The sequence below is a fragment of the Breoghania sp. L-A4 genome (genome assembly GCF_003432385.1).
Lineage (GTDB): Bacteria > Pseudomonadota > Alphaproteobacteria > Rhizobiales > Stappiaceae > Breoghania.
On the sequence record NZ_CP031841.1, the window covers coordinates 2,302,474 to 2,319,952 of the forward strand.

Here is a 17,479-nt window from a genome sequence, read left to right on the forward strand (position 1 = left end):
GTTTGGGCGGCAAGGCTTTGGCCGCCGATGCGTGTTTGGCCGGATAATAGGCAGGTGATTGACGAGCGGCAAGCGACGCAAACTTGATAGTACGGTGTTTTCTGCTAGCCAAGCGGTAGAAGACTTCACTGCATTCACAAAGGGGAGGCTGAGGGCCCATGGATAAAGCGATCAAGCCGCTGGTTGCCGGCAACTGGAAAATGAACGGACTGGGCGCCTCCATTGGCGAGATCGAGGCGTTGGCCGCCGGCTACGATGCCGCCGCGAGCGCTGTCGTCGACATCATGGTGTGCCCCCGGCGACGCTGATTGCGGGCTTCGCCAGGGCGGCGTCGGCGCACGGCGTCGCGATTGGCGGGCAGGACTGCCACGCGGCCGTGTCCGGCGCGCATACGGGTGATATTTCCGCCGAGATGCTGCGCGATGCGGGCGCGAGCGCGGTGATCGTCGGCCATTCCGAGCGCCGGGCCGATCATGGCGAGAGCGATGCGGTGGTCCGGGCCAAGGCGCAGGCCGCCTGGCGCGCGGGGCTTGTGGCGATCGTCTGCGTGGGCGAAACGGAATCCCAGCGCACAAGCGGCGCGACGCTCGACGTGGTTGGCGGCCAGCTTGCCGATTCGCTGCCCGACGGCGCGCAAGCCGCAACCACGATCATCGCCTATGAGCCCGTCTGGGCCATCGGCACCGGGCTGACGCCGACGGCCGCGGACGTGGCCACCGTGCATGCCTTCATCCGCAGCACGCTGGAAGCGCGTTTCGCGGAGGAGGGCGCGCGGATGCGGCTGCTCTATGGCGGTTCGGTCAAGCCGGGCAACGCGTCCGAGCTGATGGCGGTGGAAAACGTCAACGGCGCGCTGGTTGGCGGCGCATCCCTGAAAGCCGCGGATTTCCTTGGAATTGTGGCCGCTTACCGATAGGGCGCCGCGGCGCCGCGCAAGGGGCGCTCGCGGGCACTGGCGGCAAAGTTGCCCGCTTCCTATATCGAAGGGTGGTAAGCGCGGCGGGTATCGTGTAGAACCCGCCCAACTTGTACAAAGGTAGCTGGCTGACCGATGGAAACTGTCATCATCGTCATTCATTTGATGGTTGTAATCACGCTCGTGCTCGTCGTCCTGTTGCAGCGCTCCGAAGGCGGCGCGCTGGGCATTGGCGGCGGTGGCGGCGGCATGATGTCGAGCCGCGGTACGGCGAACATGCTCACGCGGGCGACAACGATCCTCGCCGTGGCGTTTTTCGCCACATCGATGGTCCTGACGGTCATTGCGCGCAACTCGGACACGCCGTCGTCGATCCTCGACGCGGTTCCCGCCGCGCAGGGCGAGGCTCCGGGCGAAGGCACGGGTATTCTGGACGCGCTGAAGCAGCAGAGCGCGCCGGCTCCGAGCGGTCCGCAGGTCCCGACGTCGCAGTAAGTCTGCGGCTTGAATCATCGTTGCGACGCGATGCGCCCTGTACGGTATGTACAGGGCGTTCGTTTGTGCGCTTTCCGTCAATAATTGAGTGGCCGAATCGCCGCTCGTAACGTTATGGTTTGGGTCCATGGCGCGGTATATTTTCATCACCGGCGGCGTGGTGTCGTCACTTGGCAAGGGGCTTGCGTCTGCGGCCCTCGGTGCCTGTCTTCAGGCGCGGGGCTACAAGGTCCGTTTGCGCAAGCTGGACCCCTATCTCAACGTCGATCCGGGCACCATGAGCCCCATGCAGCACGGCGAGTGCTACGTGACCGACGACGGGGCGGAGACCGATCTCGATCTCGGCCACTATGAGCGCTTCACGGGCCGCCCGGCCAACAAGCGCGACAATGTGACCTCCGGCCGCATCTATTCCGACATTATCGCCAAGGAGCGCCGCGGCGACTTTCTCGGCGGCACCGTTCAGGTGATCCCGCACGTCACCGACGCCATCAAGGCCTTCGTGCTCGACGGCAATGAAGAGGTCGATTTCGTGCTCTGCGAGATCGGCGGCACCGTGGGCGACATCGAGGGACTGCCGTTCTTCGAGGCGATCCGCCAGCTGGGCAATGAGCTGCCGCGCGGCGAGGTGGTCTATATCCACCTGACCCTGATGCCGTTCATCCCGAGCGCCGGCGAGCTGAAAACCAAGCCGACCCAGCACTCGGTCAAGGAACTGCGCTCCATCGGCATCCAGCCCGACATTCTGATGGTGCGTTGCGACCGGCCGATTCCGGCCGCCGAGCGCCGCAAGCTGTCGCTGTTCTGCAACGTGCGCGAAGGCGCCGTGATCCCGGCGCTCGACGTCAAATCCATTTACGACGTGCCGGTGGCCTATCACAACGAGGGGCTGGACGACGAGGTTCTCAACGCGTTCGGCATCACCGGCGCACCGGCGCCCGATCTGTCGCGCTGGGACAAGATCTCCAACACCATCGCCAATCCCGAAGGCGAGGTGACGATCGCCATCGTCGGCAAATACGTCGAGCTCAAGGACGCCTACAAGTCGCTGATCGAATCCCTGGTTCATGGCGGCATCGCCAACAACGTGAAGGTGAACCTGGAGTGGCTGGAAGCCGAGGTCTTCGAGAAAGAGGACCCCGCGCCCTGGCTGGGCGAGGTCAACGGCATTCTGGTTCCCGGCGGCTTTGGCGAGCGCGGGGCGGAAGGCAAGATCGCCGCCGTCACTTTCGCGCGTGAGCGCAAGGTGCCGTATTTCGGCATCTGCTTCGGCATGCAGATGGCCGTCGTGGAGGCGGCGCGCAACCTGGCCGGCATCACTCAGGCCAGTTCCAGCGAATTCGGCCCCACCAGCGAGCCGGTCGTCGGTCTGATGACGGAATGGCTGAAGGGCAATGCGCTGGAGCGCCGCGCGGCGGAAGGCGACATGGGCGGCACGATGCGGCTCGGCGCCTATCCCGCGCATCTTCAGGCCGGCAGCAAGATCGCCGAAATCTACGGCTCCGAGGAGATCAGCGAGCGCCATCGCCACCGCTACGAGGTGAACATGGCCTATCGCGACACGTTGGAGGCGGTTGGCCTGAAGTTCGCCGGCACCTCGCCCGACGGCGTGCTGCCGGAGACGGTCGAGCGTGAGGACCACCCCTGGTTCATCGGTGTGCAGTATCATCCGGAGTTGAAATCACGGCCGTTCGAGCCGCATCCGCTGTTTGCGTCTTTCGTCCGCGCGGCGGTGGAGCAGAGCCGTCTGGTCTGATACTGCTGGATTGGCGGGCGCGGCGGCCACGGTCCCTGTGCCCTGAATTGAGCATGAGGTGGCGAGCCGATGACCGAAGACACCACGGATCTGGAATTCACTGACGGAACTTCGGCTTTCGAATACACATGCCAATGCATGGATTGCTCGGTGGAGGCGAAAAAGCCTTTGCCGGCCCTGGTGATCGACGCCAAGGAGCAGTTTGGCGTCAAAAGCTGCGTCAAGCTCAACGACGACGGCACCCAGACCGCGGTCCTGCGGGTGCCCAGCGCCGAGGGCGGCTTCGTGGTCATGGCGCGGACCGTCGGCAAGACCGGACCAGCGCTCAAGGGCGGCGATCTCGTCGCCTGGATGCCGGTTCTCTACAACGAGGAACTGGCGAGCGAGACCTCCGAGGAGGGCTTTGGCTGGGTCGGCGTGATCATGGGCACCCTGAAGCCGGTCTTGCGCGAGGGCGGCTGGCTCGGCGACGTCCGCTATTCCGAATAAGATCCAATTTTGACTGGCTGGCGCGGGCGGGGACGATAATGCGACAACTCGATCATCTCGTCATCGCGGTGCGCGATCTCGATGCTGCCGGCGATGCCTATGCGGCGCTCGGCTTCACGCTGACGCCGAGAGCCGACCACGCGTGGGGCACCAGCAACCGGCTGGTGCAGCTTGACGGCGCCTTCCTCGAGGTCCTCGCCGTGGCCGACCCGAGCCGCATGGAGGAGGCCGACGTCGATGCGTTCTCTTTCGGCGCCTACAACCGGGATTTTCTCACCCGGCACGAAGGCATTTCCATGCTCGTGCTGGACAGTTCGGACCCGGTTGCCGACCGCAAGGGCTTCCACGACCGCGGCATGACGGTCTATGCGCCGTTCTCCTTCGAGCGCGACGCCGGGCAGCCGGGCGGCGGCAGCCGCACCGTCGGCTTCGATCTCACCTTCACCACCGATCCGGACATGCCCGACGCCGCCTTCTTCACCTGCCGAAACCGCTATCCGGAGAATTTCTGGCGATCCGAGTTCCAGCAGCATGCCAACGGAGCGCGGAAGCTCGGAGCGGCGATCATCGTGGCCGAGGAACCTTCGGACGTCTATGAGTTCGTGGAAGGGTTCTCGGGCCAGCGCGAACTGGGGCTGACAAGCTTCGGCATGGAATGCGCGCTCGCCAACGGCGGCTCCATCGATGTTCTCACGCCCACCGGCTTCAAGGCGTTCTACGGCGAGGCGTTCGCGGTCGAAGCGCTTGAAACGCCGCGGCTGGTGGCGGCGAAGGTGCTTGTCGACGACGTCGCGAAGATCGCGCGGATCGTGGCGGAAAACGAGATCCCGGCCATCCACAGGAGCGGCATGGTCATCGTTCCGGCCGCCGCCAATTTCGGAACGGCCCTGATTTTCCAGCAACTGGATTGATCGCCTCCCGGGCGTTCGCGCGACGCTTCACGCATGCGGGCAGCCGACATTGCATCAGCATTTCATTCAGCCTATGACATTCCCCGATCGGCCAGAACGCCGCCCCGCTTGACAAAAAGTGCAGGAAATCCGTGCAAGTCATTATTCTCGCAGGTGGATTGGGGACACGGATCTCCGAGGAGAGCGAAGTCCGGCCGAAGCCGATGATCGAGATCGGCGGCAAGCCGATTCTCTGGCACATCATGAAGATCTATGCCGCGCACGGGATGAACGATTTCATTCTGTGCGGCGGCTACAAGAGCTACATGATCAAGGAATATTTCCAGAATTATTTCCTGCACCAGTCCGACGTGACCTTCGACATCGGCAACAACCGGGTCGAATACCATGGAAGCCGCGCGGAAAGCTGGCGGATTACCGTGCTGGACACGGGCGAGGACACGATGACCGGCGGGCGTCTGTTGCGCGCACGCCGCTACCTCGACGGCGACGGCACCGTCTGCGTGACCTATGGTGATGGCGTATCCGATATCGATCTCACCCGCGAGGTGGCCTTTCACCGCGAGCATGGACGGCTGGCCACGCTCGCCGCGGTGGCGCCCCCGGGCCGCTTCGGCGCCCTGGAGATCGACGGTACGGTGGTCAATCGTTTTCACGAGAAGCCGCGGGGCGACGAGACCCGCATCAACGGCGGCTTCTTCGTGGTCGAGCCGCAGGCCTTCGACCGGATCGACGGCGACGCGACATCCTGGGAGCTGGAACCGCTGGAGTCCCTGGCGCGCGACAGGCAGCTCGGCGCCTACAAGCACGATGGCTTCTGGCAGCCGATGGACACGCTGCGCGACAAGCGCCAGCTCGAGGCGTTGTGGACGGCCGGCGCGCCGTGGAAGATCTGGGAGTGATCCGCATGGACCCTGCGTTCTGGAGCGGCCGCCGCGTTCTGCTGACGGGCCACACCGGGTTCAAGGGATCCTGGGCGGCGCTGTGGCTGAGGCACATGGGCGCCCAGGTGCACGGCCTGGCGCTGGCGCCCGAAGGTCCCGCCAATCTCTATGAGAAACTCGGCGGCGTGGTCGCGGAACCGCAGGCCTGGTGCGATCTGCGCGATTTAGATGCTGTGCGGTGCGCCGTGGACGCCGCCAGGCCCGACTTCGTGCTGCACATGGCGGCACAGGCCTTCGTTCGGCGCAGCTACGCCGAGCCTGTGGCGACGTTCGAGACCAACGTGCAGGGCACGGTCAATCTGCTCGAGGCCTTGCGCGGGCAGGAGGGTCTTCGCGGCATCGTGGCTGTCACCTCCGACAAGGTCTACCGCAACGACGGCTCGGGCCGTGCCTTTCGCGAAACCGACCCGCTCGGCGGTTGCGATCCCTATTCCGCCTCCAAGGCAGCCTGCGAACATGCGGTGGCGGCCTATGCAGCGAGCTTCTTCGAGCCCGCGGGCGTGCGCGTGGCCACGGTGCGCGGCGGCAACGTCATCGGCGGCGGCGACTTTTCCCAAGATCGCATCCTGCCGGATATCTGGCGGGCGATCGCAACGGATAAGCCGCTGGTGATGCGCAATCCGGCTTCCACGCGCCCCTGGCAGCATGTGCTGGATTGCCTGTCGGGCTATTTCACCCTGGCCGAGTACCTGCTGTCGGACGCGTCCACGCCGCGCCAGATCAACATCGGCCCGTCGCTCGACGCCACGCTGCCGGTGCTGCGTCTGGCGGAGATCTTTATCAGATCCTACGGCGCCGACACGGCGATCGAATTCGACCCCACGCCGCAGCCGCCTGAGGCGCCGCATCTGAGCATCGATCCGTGCCTTGCGGCGGAACGGCTCGGATGGCAGGGCAGTCTGGACATGGAGCAGGCGGTCCGGCTGACGGCGGAGTGGTATGCACGCCATGACCGGGGCGGCGACGCGCGTGCGCTGTGCCTTGAGCAAATAGACCAGTATCTGACGGGACCGGCCTCATGAGCGTTTCATCCGCGACCGCCGCCTCTTTGGCAATGCCGTGTTGCCGCGCCTGCGGCGCCGAACTGACCCACACGCTCATCGATCTGGGCGAGCAGCCGGTTTCCAATGCCTTCCTGCCGGCTGGCTCGGCGGCGGCGGAGCCGCGCTTTCCGCTGAAAGTCATGGTGTGCGGCGAATGCCTTCTGGCCCAGGCCGTGCACGACATCCCCGCGGATGCGCTGTTTGACGAGAACTACGCCTATTTCTCCAGCTATTCCGACAGTTGGCTGGCCCATGCGCGCGCCTATGCGCAAGCCATGACGGAGCGTTTCGGGCTGGACGCGACCTCGCGCGTCGTCGAGGTGGCGAGCAACGACGGCTACCTGCTGCAGAATTTCGTGGCCGCCGGCATTCCGGTGCTTGGCGTCGAGCCCACGGCGAACACGGCGAAGGCCGCGATCGCCAAGGGGGTTGCGACCCACATCGGCTTTTTCTCAAAGGCCACGGCGGAGCTTCTGGTCGCGCGCGGCATCCGGGCCGACCTGATGGCAGCCAACAACGTTCTGGCGCATGTCCCTGATATCGTTGACTTCGCCTCCGGCTTTGCCGTTCTATTGAAGCCTCAGGGCGTGGCGACCTTCGAGTTTCCGCATCTGCTGAACCTGATCGCCGAATGCCAGTTCGACACGATCTATCACGAGCATTATTCCTATCTGTCGCTCGCCGCGGTGGAGAAGATCTTCGGTTTCGCCGGCCTCAGGGTGTTTGACGTCGAGGAACTGCCGACGCACGGCGGGTCGCTGCGGGTCTATGCCTGCGCGGTGGACGCCGATCGTGAGACGACGGCGAATGTCGCCGCGATGCGCGCCAGGGAGGCGGCCGCCGGACTGGACAGCCTCGCGGGTCACGCGGGCCTGGGTGCGGCGGCGGAAGCGGCGCGGCGCGGCTTTCTCGCGTTCCTTGAGACCGCGCGCACGGAGGGCGCCAAGGTCGCCGCCTATGGCGCGGCCGCCAAGGGCAACACGTTCCTCAACTATTGCGCGGTGACGGCGGACGACATTTCGCTTGTCGCCGACCGCAGCGCCGCCAAGCAGGGAAAGCTCCTGCCGGGAAGCCGCATTCCCGTCGTCTCGCCCGACGCGCTCCGGGAGGCGCGGCCGGACTACGTGGTCATTCTGCCGTGGAACCTGCGCGAGGAGATCGCTTCGGATCTTGCGTTCATCCGCGACTGGGGCGGCCGGTTTGTCGTGGCGATCCCCGGAACCGGGATTTTCTGATGCGGATTGTCGAGACGGCGCTCAATGGGGTTTTCAGCATCGAGGCGTCGCCGCATCGCGACGCGCGCGGCGTCTTTGCGCGATACTATTGTCCTGAGGAGTTCCATAAGGCCGGGATCGCCTTCACCTCGACGCAGATCAACCTGTCGGGCAATCCCAGGAAGCACACGTTGCGCGGGTTGCACTACCAGCCCGAGCCCTTCGCGGAGGCGAAGCTGGTGCGTGCCGTGCGCGGCCGCGCCTTCGACGTGGTCGTCGACATCCGTGCCGGCAGCGCCACCCGGGGGCAGTGGATCTCGGTCGAACTCTCCGCCGACGCGATGAACGCCGTCTTCGTGCCCGAGGGCTGCGCGCACGGCTTCCTGACGCTCGAGGACGACACCGATATCCTCTACCAGATGGGCCGGCCCTTCGAGCCGGGCCATGCCGCCGGCTACCGCTGGAACGACCCCACCTTCGCCATTGACTGGCCCGCCGAACCCGCCGTGATCGGCGACGCGGACCAATGCTGGCCGGAGTTTTCCGTGGCTGGATAAAGCCCCGGATACCCGTGTTTGCTTTACCTCAGGAGCGCTGCTAAGAAGCGCCGACCTCCCGAAATCGGAACCATTCAGACCATGAAACTCATCCTGGACGAAGACAACGCCACTCTCACCCGTCAGGACGACAACGGTTCCGAGACGCTTTCCCTGTACTCGGACGAAGCCTTCAACACGCTATCGCCGATCCTCAACCGCGTCGGCTGGAACCAGAAGTATTCGTACCGGTTTTCCTGGCTCGGCCGTCCTGTCATCCAGTTGCCGGAAGACATGATGCGCATCCAGGAGGTGATCTATGATCTGAAGCCGGATCTGATCATCGAGACGGGCGTCGCCCACGGCGGGTCGCTGATCTATTACGCGTCGCTGTTCGAGGCGATGGGCAAGGGCCATGTGCTCGGCATCGACATCGAGATCCGGCCGCACAACCGCGAGGCGATCGAGGCGCATCCGCTGTTCAAGCGCATCGATCTGCTGGAAGGCAGTTCGACGGCCGACGACATCGTCGCAAAGGTGAAGGCTGTCGCGGACAAATACGAGACGGTTCTGATCATCCTGGACTCCGATCACAGTTACAGTCACGTGATGGATGAGCTCAACATCTACTCCGGAATGGTGACCCCGGGTTCCTATATTGTCGCGACCGACGGCATCATGCGCGAGCTGACTGCGGTTCCCAACGGCAACCCGGCATGGGCCACGGACAATCCGTCCACCGCCGCCGAGGAATTTGCAAGCAAGCACCCGGAGTTCGAACTGGCGGCGCCGGTGCCGACCTTCAACGAATCCACGCTCGCCGAAATGCCGACCTATTGGCCGAGCGCGTGGTTGCGGCGGCGGGCCGACTGAGACATGTCCGGCACCGTCTGTCCCGTCTGCGAAAGCGCGTCCCACCGGCGCATGCTTGGCCGCGACCGGAGTCCGGTTCTGCAGAATGCCGTCTACCCGGATGTGGCAACCGCGCGGGAGACGGGCTACGGTCCATTGGCAATCACGGCCTGCGACCGCTGCGGGTTTGTCTGGAATGCCGCCTTCGATCCGCAACTGATCGACTACACACCGCACTATGACAATGCCCAGGGGCACTCCGACGTGTTCATGCAGCACCTGCAGACTCGGCTGGAGCGAATTGTCGACGCCGCGCCGGACGGACCGCTGGAAATCCTCGAAGTCGGATGCGGGCAGGGCGATTTTCTGGCAGCGCTGGTCCGCGTGCTCGGGCCCGGCCGGGTCAGCCGCGCGGTGGGCTTCGATCCCGCCTACCGAGGGGTGGCGCCGGCCTCCGGAATCGAAATCGTCGGCAGTTACTTCAATTCCGAAACGGCGGGCGAACACGGTCTGTCGCCGGACATCGTGGTGTCGCGGCACACCATCGAGCACATTGCCGATCCCGTCGGGTTTCTGAAGGCGGTTCGCGGCGCGTTGCCGGACGACAAGCCGGTCAAGATCTATCTCGAGACGCCGACCAACGAATGGATCGTTCGCAATGGCGTCATGCATGACTTCTTCTACGAGCATTGCTCGCTGTTCACGCTTGGCTCGATTGCCGTTGCGCTCGAGAAGTCCGGCTATGCGCCCACGATGACCTCAACGTGCTTCGACGGGCAATATCTCTGGGCCGAAGCCATGACCGCCGCGCCGCTTGACCGCGCGGGCTTTATCGGCCGCGAAGCGGACTATGTCGAGATATGGCGCGGCCGCGCCCGGACGCATGGCGACAGTGGTCCGGTCTTCATCTGGGGAGCGGGCGCGAAGGGCGCGACATTCGCCAACATCATCGATCCGGATGCGGCGTTGTTTGCCGGGGTCGTGGACATCAATCCCGGCAAGCAGGGGCGGTTCATAGGCGGCACGGGCATCCCGTCGTCGCCATCGATACGCTTGTCGCTGCAAGGCCCGCAGCAATCTTCGTGATGAATCCCAACTACGAAGCCGAGATACGCGCCTCACTTGACGAACGTGGGCTCGCGCCGGAACTGATACTCGTCCACTGAGCGCGGCGCTAGCCGGATGCTTCCGCCGTCCGCCACCAGTCGAGCGTTTCCCGAACCCGCTGCTCGAACGTCACCGAGGCGCGGAACCCGACCTCATCCCGCAGTCGGGTGATATCTGCGACGATGCGCGCGGGATCGCCGGGGCGGTCGGGCATGGCGCCGAGGCGGATGAGATCCGGCCGACCCGCGGCATCGCCGAAGGCGCGCGCAAAATCGCCGATGCTCATTGCCGTGCCGGAGCCGATGTTCACCGCACCCCCCACACCAGAGAGCGCAAGCGCCGCGATCGCCCCGCCGGCGTCCGCCGTGCTCAGGAAGTCGCGCAGATGGATGCCCGACGAGCAGCGTGCCTCTTCGTCCAAGACCAGCGCCTTGGCGATGGAACCGCCGAGCCGGTTCGGGTGTTCGTGTGGGCCGAACAGGAAGAAGATGCGCGCCCAGGCGAAGGAAAGTCCCGACTCCCGGCAATAGGCTTCGGCCATGCGCCGTGTCGCGTCCTTGGCCGTGCCGTAGAGCGTGTGCGGGCTGGGGAGATCGCGGCGCTCGCAATAGGCGTCCACGGTTGCGGACAGATCATATTCCGCGCAGGAACCCGCGAGGACGGCGCGTTTACCTCCGGCGGCGTCGAAGGACCGCAACAGTCTCAGCGTGGCGGCCGCCCAGTCCAGATTGTCTTTCGCGGTCCAGAATTTTCCGTGCTCGGTCGTCCACGCGAGGTGGATCAGCGTGTCGGCGCGTGCTTCCTCGGCGACCGTCTGCATATCGCAGTGGAGCAGGTCGGCCTGGATCCATTCGGCAACCGCGGCATTCGCTGCCGGATGCCGCGCGACGCCGATGACGTGGTGCGCGGAGAGCGCGCGTGCGACCTCGCGGCCCAGAAAGCCGCCGGCGCCGGTCAGCAGAATGCGGGCCTGCGCGCTCATCGCGTCACGACGCCTTGGCGGCTGCATTTCCGGCGATCGGCCGCGGCTCGTGAAAGGCCGGGCGCACGCCGATCATGCCCTGCACGATAAAGCGCGCCGAGCGGGCGATAATCGCAGGCCAGCTTCCCGCCTCTTCGACCGATGCGCGCGTGCCGAGCAGATGATCAAGCGCGAGGGTCGCATTCGCGACGTCGCCGAGGCCGAGCCCGCCAAGATCGATACAGATCTTGGATGGCGTTACATAGGATTTTGGCCAGCGTTGGCGGGTCTTCTTGGGGCCTCCGTAGGCCTTGCGCCGAACGGGCGTGCCGGCGGGCACGGCATCGTCTGCGCCGACTTCGGCAAGGAAGCCGCGCAGCCTATCGATCGCCTTGTCCCTCGCTTCGTCGCTGACGGTCTCCAACTGCTTGAGGATCTGTTCGACGTGATAGCGGTAGTCCGGCGGGCGCTTGCCGTCATAGGCCATCCGGTTCGCCTGCTCCATCCCGATCAGCGAATAGAACCCGAGCACCGGGAAGTGCCCCTCGATCGGTTCGCGTATCGGGTCGGCGGCGGATTCCTGGGTGACGACAGCGATGGAGTTGTTTCCGGCGGCGGGCGATTTTTCGGAGTCCTGGACGCTCAGCCCGCCGCTGCGGGGCCCATGGCGAGCATGGAAAACGGGTGCCGGAGATAGATGAAGCTGTCGATGACGCTCAGGATCGCGGAGCTGAAATACACATCGACCGCGCCGCTGCCGTGGATATGCCCGGTCTTGGCGCGCAGTTTGTCCAGCGCGACGCGGCTGATCAGTCCGTGATGCAGGCGCGGGGTGATGTCGTTGCTGTGGGTCAGGCCCCATTGCGGATCATCCAGAAGGTCCCGGGTCGCAACGGTGATGGGGCGCCCGAACACGCCGGATTTCTTGATCTTGAGGCGCCCGGCGTTGGGGTTGTAAGCGTTGGGCCAGTTGTAGAAATTCGACTGCCAGGACACCGCCTCGGGCTTTTCACGCTCCAGCAGGGTCTTGAGCGCCGGATACTGGCCCGGCAGCACGCTGTCGTCGTCGCCGATGGTGATCACATAGTCGCCGGTGGCGTGATCCACCGCATTCTCGAAATTCTGCCGCTGGCTGATGCGCCCGGCGTGCGTATGTAGCGGATGCGCGCGTCGTTGAAGGAGGCGACGACATCGGCGGTGTCGTCCGTCGACGCATTATCGCTCACCACGATTTCCAGATCCGGGTCGCCGATCGCGGTACAGACCGCCAGGCAGGAGGCCAGATAGACGCCGCGATCGCGGGTTGGAATGGCAATGCTGACTTTCATCTGCGATCCTCAACGGAATGGACAGCCCTTCATACGCGTGAGGCCGCGATTTGCAAGGCACCCTCGGCGCTGCATTCTTTACCGGGGTGTCTGTCCGCAATTTTTGTCCAAACATTCAAAAAAATGACGCCGCAGCCGTCTGCTCATATTGTGGGCGTGGCTACATTGTGGTCATATGCGGCTGGAACAAAGACAATCCAGGGGTTTCAAATGGGGTTCATGACAACAATCGCATGGTCGCGGCGCGCGGTGATGGCCGGAGCGCTGACCGCATCCGCCGTGCTGGCGAGCGGGATCGCGCCGGCATCCGCCGAGCCGGTCAAGGTCGCCGCGATCTACACCGTTCCGGTGGAACAGCAGTGGGTCAGCCGCATTCACGTGGCGCTGAAGGCGGCGGAAGAGCGCGGCGACATCACCTACACCTTCTCCGAGAACGTCGCCAACACCGACTATGAGCGGGTGATGCGCGAATACGCCGAGCAGGGCATGAACCTGGTCGTCGGCGAAGCCTTCGCGGTGGAACGCGCGGCGCGCAAGGTGGCCGCCGAGTATCCCGAGACCGCGTTTCTCATGGGCTCGTCCTTCGGCCCGTCCAAGCCGAATTTCTCGGTCTTCGACAACTTCATCCACGAGCCGAGCTACCTGACCGGCATGGTGGCGGGCAAGGCCACCAAGTCCAACGTCATCGGCATGGTCGGCGGCTACGCGATCCCCGAGGTCAACCGGCTGATGAACGCCTTCATGGAAGGCGCGCTGGCCACCAACCCGGACGTAAAGTTCCTGGTGACCTTCATCAACTCCTGGTACGACCCGCCGAAGGCCAAGGAAGCCGCCTTCGCGATGACCGACAAGGGCGCCGACATCCTCTATGCCGAGCGCTTCGGCGTCTCCGACGCGGCCAAGGAAAAGGGCATCCTGGCGATCGGCAACGTGATCGACACGGCGTCCGATTATCCCGGCACCATCCTGGCGTCCGCGCTGTGGCACATGGAAGCGACCATCGACAAGGCGATCGCCGCGGTGGCGGGCGGCACCTTCGAGCCGGCCGACTACGGCCCCTACAGCTACATGGCGCATGGCGGCGCGAGCTTCGTCGCCGACGAGGCGCTGGCCGATCCCGAGGCGCTGGCTGCCGCCAAGGCCAAGGAGCAGGAAATCCTCGACGGTTTCTTCCGCGTCAACGTCAACGACGCCGAGCCCAAGTCGACCATGTAGGGCATTCGATTATCAAGCGCCGCCGGCCGGGTGTATTCCGGCTGGCGGTTTCGTGCGAGAGATCTGTTTTCGCATGCCGTGTGACCGGCGTCCGAAAGCTGATCTGGGGGATCTCATGGATACGTCATGGACGCGGTGACGGACGCCAACGCCGTGGTGCTCGAGCTTCGCGGCGTCACCAAGCGCTTCGGGCCGCTCGTCGCCAACGACGCGGTGGATCTGTCGCTGCGGCGCGGCGAGATCGTCGCCCTGCTGGGCGAGAACGGCGCCGGCAAGACGACCCTCATGAACATCCTCTTCGGCCACTATGTCGCCGACGAGGGCGCCGTGCTGGTCGCGCCGCGCGCGGGCGGCGCCGTGCAGCCGCTGGAGCCCGGCTCGCCGCATGCGGCGCTCGCCGCCGGCATAGGCATGGTGCACCAGCATTTCACCTTGGCGGAAAACCTCTCGGCGCTGGAAAACATCATCCTTGGCACGGAACACCTCTTCGCCGCGCGGCTGGCCCGCGGCGCGGCTCGCGCCCGGCTTGCGGGCCTGATGGCGCATTCCGGTTTGAGCGTCGATCTGGACGCGCGGATCTCGACGCTTTCGGTGGGCGAGAAGCAGCGCGTTGAAATCCTCAAGGCGCTCTACCGCGACGCCCGCGTTCTGGTGCTCGACGAGCCGACGGCGGTGCTGACGCCGCAGGAATCGGAAACTCTGTTCGAAACGCTCAAGAGCCTCGCGGCGGAGGGGCTTGCGATCATCTTCATCTCGCACAAGCTCGCCGAGGTCATCGCCGCCTCCGATCGTGTCGCCGTGCTGCGCGCGGGCGCCAAGGTTGCGGATCTGGCCACATCCGACTGCGATCAGCGCCAGCTCGCCGAGCTGATGGTCGGCCGCGACGTGCCGGTGAGCAGCCGTACCGCCATCCCGGCGGGCGCAGAGCTGCTGCGGCTTCAGGGCGTTTCCACCGGCGAGGGGCGCGAGGCGCTGCATATGGTGGATCTCACCCTGCGCGAAGGCGAGATCTTCGGTATCGCCGGCGTCTCGGGCAACGGCCAGGGCGCGCTGGCGCGGGTGATCTCGGGCCTGGAGACGCCGCGTAGCGGTACCATGACGCTGGCTGGCGAGAGTATCCGCAGCGATTCCGCCGCCCAGATGATTGCGGCCGGATTCGCCCGCATTCCGGAGGACCGGCACAAGGACGGCATCGTCGGCGCCATGAGCGTGGCCGAGAACCTGGTGATCGAGGAAATCCGCAAGCCGGCCTTCCAGAAATTCGGTTTCCTGCGCTTCGGCGAGATCGCCGCAAGGGCGAAGGAGGCCATTGCGGCCTATGACATCCGCTGCCAGGGCGGGGAGGCGCCGGCGCGGCTTCTCTCCGGCGGCAACATCCAGAAGATCGTGCTGGCGCGCACGCTCGACGCGGGGCCTCACGTCGTGCTGGCGGCGCAGCCCTCGCGCGGGCTCGACGTGGGCGCCACGGCCGATGTGCACCGCAGGCTCCTGGAGGCGCGGGCGCGCGGCGCGGGCGTGATCCTAATTTCCGAGGATCTCGACGAACTCATGCGCCTGTCGGACCGCATCGCCGTCATCCACCGCGGGCACCTCTCGGCCGCCGAGCCGACCGAAGGGCTGGATCGCGGCACCCTGGGCCTGCGCATGGCCGGACATTCAGCGGAGAAAGCCGCATGATCCGTTTAGAGCCGCGCGAGACGGCCACGACCACCCGGCTGATCGCGGCCCCGGTGATCGCCGCCGTCGCCGCCCTGCTGCTTGCCGCCATCCCAATCGCCACCACCGGCACCTCCGTGTTCGAGGCCTATGCGCTGATGGCCAGGGGCGCCTTCGGCTCGGTCTTCGCGTTCTCCGAGATGCTGACCCGCGCCACGCCGCTGATCCTCACCGGGCTTGCCGCCGCCGTCGCCTTCCGGGCCAAGCTGTGGAACATCGGCGGCGAAGGGCAGCTCTACGCCGGAGCGCTGGCCGCCGCCGCCATCGGATCGGGCGCGATCGACCAGCCGCCCATCGTGATGATTCCGCTGGTGATCATGGCGGGCGCGCTGGCCGGCGGCATGGTGATGCTCGGCCCGACGCTGCTGAAATCGAAACTCGGCGTCGACGAGGTGGTCACCACCCTGCTGCTCAACTTCGTCATCCTGCTGTTCGTGCAGATGATGCTGGAGGGCCCGATGAAGGATCCCATGGGCATGGGCTGGCCGCAGTCCGAGCCGATCATCGATGCCGCCGTGCTGCCCAAGCTGGTGGCGCGCATGCGCATCCATGGCGGGTTGATCATGGCGTTTGCCGCGGCGCTCTTCGTCTACGTGCTGCTCAAGCGCACGGTCTGGGGCTTCGAGATCCGCGCGGTGGGCGAGAACGCCCGCGCCGCGCGCCATGCCGGTATTCCCGTGACCGCCACCTTCATCCGCGTGGGGCTCCTGTCGGGCGCGCTGGCGGGGCTTGCGGGCGTCGGCGAGGTGGCCGGGCTGAAGGGCTATCTTACGGCGGATCTCTCGCCCGGCTTCGGCTACGCGGGCATCGTGGTGGCCATGCTGGCGGCGCTCTCGCCCATCGGTGTGGTCTTCGCGGCGCTGTTCATCGCCAGCGTCTTCGTCGGCGCGGACAGCATGTCGCGCGCCGCCGGCGTGTCCAACTATCTCGCCGACCTGATCGTCGCCATGGCGCTGATCTGCGTGCTGATCTCCAGCCTGTTCGTGCGCTTCAAAGTGCGCTTCGTCGGGCGCGCCACGGGAGAGGCGGCATGAGCGACATTTTCGAGATCCTGCTCGCCGCCAATTTCTGGGCCGCCGCCATCCGCATCGCCACGCCGCTGATCTTCGGCGTGCTGGGGGCGCTGGTCTGCGAACGCGCGGGCGTGCTGAACCTCGGCATCGAGGGCATCTTCACCGCCGGCGCCATGGCCGGCTGGATGGCCGTGTGGCTCGGCGCGGGGCTGTGGGGCGGTGTGGCGGTCGCGGCGCTCGCCGGCGCCTTCTTCGGGCTGATCCACGCGATCCTGACCGTGCCGCTCGGGCTGTCGCAGCACGTCTCGGGCATCGGCGTGACGCTGTTCGCAACGTCGGTGAGCTATTTCGCCTATCGCACGGCGCTGCCGGACGTGTCCTCGCCGCCGCGCATCGTGGCCTTCCAGCCCGTCGACATTCCGCTGCTCTCCGACCTGCCGTTCGTGGGACCCGCCTTCTTCCAGCAGACGCCGATGACCTTTCTGGCGTTTGCGCTGGTGGCGCTGACGGCGTTTGTGCTCTACCGCACGCCGCTGGGGCTCGCCATCCGCGCCGTGGGCGACGATCCCTCGGCGGTGGAGGCGCAGGGCCTCTCGGTCTATGGCTTGCGCATCGGCGCGGTGGTCGCGGGGTCGGCGATGATGGCGCTGGGCGGGGCGTTTCTCACCATGTCGGCGTTCGACGCCTTCTTCTTCGGCATGGTCAACGGGCGCGGCTGGATCTGCATCGCGCTCACCGTCTTCGCCTCCTGGCGGCCGGGCAAGGCGCTGATCGGCGCGCTGCTGTTCGGGGCGTTCGACGCCTTCCAGGTGCGGCTGCAGACCGAAGTCGGCGCCTTCATCCCCAGCCAGGTCTTCCTGATGCTGCCGTACCTTCTGTCCATCGCGGCGCTGGTCATGGTGGCGCGCAAGGCGGATTATCCCCGGGCGCTGCTCACGCCCTATTTCCGGGGGCAGCGGTGAGAGTAGCGTTGAAAGAAATAG

General features: G+C 65.7%; 18 protein-coding genes and 1 pseudogene. 15 read left to right on the forward strand and 4 right to left on the reverse strand.

Translation table 11 applies throughout. From position 1 onward, the window contains the following. Window positions 1-158: 158 nt before the first annotated feature. The 11 genes and pseudogenes from tpiA (at window position 159) to D1F64_RS10670 (ending at window position 10,242) form a co-directional block, all read left to right on the forward strand. Window positions 159-916: pseudogene (gene tpiA / locus D1F64_RS10625) on the forward strand (triose-phosphate isomerase). 135 nt (window positions 917-1,051) lie between these two features. Beyond that, complete coding sequence (gene secG / locus D1F64_RS10630; protein ID WP_117412424.1) at window positions 1,052-1,411, forward strand: preprotein translocase subunit SecG; 360 nt, start codon at window positions 1,052-1,054, stop codon at window positions 1,409-1,411. Window positions 1,412-1,538: 127 nt separating this feature from the next. Then, entirely contained in the window at window positions 1,539-3,167 is a 1,629-nt protein-coding gene (locus tag D1F64_RS10635; RefSeq protein ID WP_117412425.1) for a CTP synthase, read from the forward strand. A gap of 69 nt (window positions 3,168-3,236) precedes the next feature. After that, complete coding sequence (locus tag D1F64_RS23305) at window positions 3,237-3,656, forward strand: hypothetical protein (RefSeq protein WP_162901470.1); 420 nt, start codon at window positions 3,237-3,239, stop codon at window positions 3,654-3,656. A gap of 38 nt (window positions 3,657-3,694) precedes the next feature. After that, window positions 3,695-4,567 (forward strand): VOC family protein, encoded by an 873-nt coding sequence (locus D1F64_RS10640; RefSeq protein WP_162901471.1) that lies wholly within the window; start codon window positions 3,695-3,697, stop codon window positions 4,565-4,567. 131 nt (window positions 4,568-4,698) lie between these two features. Next, window positions 4,699-5,469 (forward strand): glucose-1-phosphate cytidylyltransferase, encoded by a 771-nt coding sequence (rfbF, locus tag D1F64_RS10645; protein WP_117412427.1) that lies wholly within the window; start codon window positions 4,699-4,701, stop codon window positions 5,467-5,469. Between the two features lie 5 nt (window positions 5,470-5,474). Next, the gene (gene rfbG, locus D1F64_RS10650) at window positions 5,475-6,533 is read left to right on the forward strand and encodes a CDP-glucose 4,6-dehydratase (RefSeq protein ID WP_248304720.1); all 1,059 of its coding nucleotides are present in this window, start codon (window positions 5,475-5,477) and stop codon (window positions 6,531-6,533) included. Between the two features lie 32 nt (window positions 6,534-6,565). After that, entirely contained in the window at window positions 6,566-7,789 is a 1,224-nt protein-coding gene (locus tag D1F64_RS10655; RefSeq protein ID WP_117412428.1) for a class I SAM-dependent methyltransferase, read from the forward strand. Beyond that, on the forward strand, window positions 7,789-8,325 hold the full coding sequence (locus tag D1F64_RS10660; protein ID WP_117412429.1) for a dTDP-4-dehydrorhamnose 3,5-epimerase family protein: 537 nt from the start codon (window positions 7,789-7,791) through the stop codon (window positions 8,323-8,325). Before D1F64_RS10655 ends, D1F64_RS10660 begins: the two co-directional genes overlap by 1 nt. 81 nt (window positions 8,326-8,406) lie before the next feature. Next, complete coding sequence (locus D1F64_RS10665; protein ID WP_117412430.1) at window positions 8,407-9,177, forward strand: CmcI family methyltransferase; 771 nt, start codon at window positions 8,407-8,409, stop codon at window positions 9,175-9,177. 3 nt (window positions 9,178-9,180) lie between these two features. Then, complete coding sequence (locus tag D1F64_RS10670; protein ID WP_117412431.1) at window positions 9,181-10,242, forward strand: class I SAM-dependent methyltransferase; 1,062 nt, start codon at window positions 9,181-9,183, stop codon at window positions 10,240-10,242. 88 nt (window positions 10,243-10,330) lie between these two features. On the opposite strand, the gene D1F64_RS10675 is transcribed toward D1F64_RS10670, so the two are convergent. From D1F64_RS10675 to D1F64_RS10690, 4 genes are all read right to left on the reverse strand, one after another. Beyond that, window positions 10,331-11,245 carry an NAD(P)-dependent oxidoreductase gene (locus tag D1F64_RS10675; RefSeq protein ID WP_162901472.1) on the reverse strand — a complete coding sequence of 305 codons (915 nt, stop codon included), beginning with the start codon at window positions 11,243-11,245 and terminating at the stop codon, window positions 10,331-10,333. A gap of 4 nt (window positions 11,246-11,249) precedes the next feature. Continuing rightward, window positions 11,250-11,756: a hypothetical protein gene (locus tag D1F64_RS10680; protein WP_117412433.1), complete on the reverse strand. Its 507-nt coding sequence runs from the start codon at window positions 11,754-11,756 to the stop codon at window positions 11,250-11,252. 110 nt (window positions 11,757-11,866) lie between these two features. Continuing rightward, window positions 11,867-12,331, reverse strand: a complete 465-nt coding sequence (locus tag D1F64_RS10685; RefSeq protein ID WP_248304721.1) for a hypothetical protein — start codon at window positions 12,329-12,331, stop codon at window positions 11,867-11,869. Further along, a complete protein-coding gene (locus tag D1F64_RS10690) occupies window positions 12,304-12,552 on the reverse strand; it encodes a glycosyltransferase (protein WP_117412435.1) in 249 nt (82 codons plus the stop codon). Before D1F64_RS10690 ends, D1F64_RS10685 begins: the two co-directional genes overlap by 28 nt. A 252-nt stretch (window positions 12,553-12,804) precedes the next feature. Here D1F64_RS10690 and D1F64_RS10695 point away from each other — a divergent pair, with 252 nt between their 5' ends. The 4 genes from D1F64_RS10695 (at window position 12,805) to D1F64_RS10710 (ending at window position 17,458) form a co-directional block, all read left to right on the forward strand. Next, the gene (locus tag D1F64_RS10695) at window positions 12,805-13,767 is read left to right on the forward strand and encodes a BMP family protein (protein ID WP_248304768.1); all 963 of its coding nucleotides are present in this window, start codon (window positions 12,805-12,807) and stop codon (window positions 13,765-13,767) included. A 126-nt stretch (window positions 13,768-13,893) separates the two neighbouring features. Next, complete coding sequence (locus D1F64_RS10700) at window positions 13,894-15,444, forward strand: ABC transporter ATP-binding protein (RefSeq protein WP_117412436.1); 1,551 nt, start codon at window positions 13,894-13,896, stop codon at window positions 15,442-15,444. Then, a complete protein-coding gene (locus D1F64_RS10705) occupies window positions 15,441-16,517 on the forward strand; it encodes an ABC transporter permease (protein WP_117412437.1) in 1,077 nt (358 codons plus the stop codon). Before D1F64_RS10700 ends, D1F64_RS10705 begins: the two co-directional genes overlap by 4 nt. Continuing rightward, the gene (locus tag D1F64_RS10710) at window positions 16,514-17,458 is read left to right on the forward strand and encodes an ABC transporter permease (RefSeq protein ID WP_117412438.1); all 945 of its coding nucleotides are present in this window, start codon (window positions 16,514-16,516) and stop codon (window positions 17,456-17,458) included. Before D1F64_RS10705 ends, D1F64_RS10710 begins: the two co-directional genes overlap by 4 nt. The last annotated feature ends 21 nt before the right edge of the window (window positions 17,459-17,479 follow it).

What these genes read in the sequence shown, in the direction of transcription:
- secG (WP_117412424.1), top strand. Translation starts at nt 1,052, where the DNA reads ATGGAAACTGTCATCATCGTCATTCATTTGATGGTTGTAATCACGCTC.
- D1F64_RS10635 (WP_117412425.1), top strand. Translation starts at nt 1,539, where the DNA reads ATGGCGCGGTATATTTTCATCACCGGCGGCGTGGTGTCGTCACTTGGC.
- D1F64_RS23305 (WP_162901470.1), top strand. Translation starts at nt 3,237, where the DNA reads ATGACCGAAGACACCACGGATCTGGAATTCACTGACGGAACTTCGGCT.
- D1F64_RS10640 (WP_162901471.1), top strand. Translation starts at nt 3,695, where the DNA reads ATGCGACAACTCGATCATCTCGTCATCGCGGTGCGCGATCTCGATGCT.
- rfbG (WP_248304720.1), top strand. Translation starts at nt 5,475, where the DNA reads ATGGACCCTGCGTTCTGGAGCGGCCGCCGCGTTCTGCTGACGGGCCAC.
- D1F64_RS10655 (WP_117412428.1), top strand. Translation starts at nt 6,566, where the DNA reads ATGCCGTGTTGCCGCGCCTGCGGCGCCGAACTGACCCACACGCTCATC.
- D1F64_RS10660 (WP_117412429.1), top strand. Translation starts at nt 7,789, where the DNA reads ATGCGGATTGTCGAGACGGCGCTCAATGGGGTTTTCAGCATCGAGGCG.
- D1F64_RS10665 (WP_117412430.1), top strand. Translation starts at nt 8,407, where the DNA reads ATGAAACTCATCCTGGACGAAGACAACGCCACTCTCACCCGTCAGGAC.
- D1F64_RS10670 (WP_117412431.1), top strand. Translation starts at nt 9,181, where the DNA reads ATGTCCGGCACCGTCTGTCCCGTCTGCGAAAGCGCGTCCCACCGGCGC.
- D1F64_RS10675 (WP_162901472.1), bottom strand. Translation starts at nt 11,245, where the DNA reads ATGAGCGCGCAGGCCCGCATTCTGCTGACCGGCGCCGGCGGCTTTCTG.
- D1F64_RS10690 (WP_117412435.1), bottom strand. Translation starts at nt 12,552, where the DNA reads ATGAAAGTCAGCATTGCCATTCCAACCCGCGATCGCGGCGTCTATCTG.
- D1F64_RS10695 (WP_248304768.1), top strand. Translation starts at nt 12,805, where the DNA reads ATGGCCGGAGCGCTGACCGCATCCGCCGTGCTGGCGAGCGGGATCGCG.
- D1F64_RS10700 (WP_117412436.1), top strand. Translation starts at nt 13,894, where the DNA reads ATGGACGCGGTGACGGACGCCAACGCCGTGGTGCTCGAGCTTCGCGGC.
- D1F64_RS10705 (WP_117412437.1), top strand. Translation starts at nt 15,441, where the DNA reads ATGATCCGTTTAGAGCCGCGCGAGACGGCCACGACCACCCGGCTGATC.
- D1F64_RS10710 (WP_117412438.1), top strand. Translation starts at nt 16,514, where the DNA reads ATGAGCGACATTTTCGAGATCCTGCTCGCCGCCAATTTCTGGGCCGCC.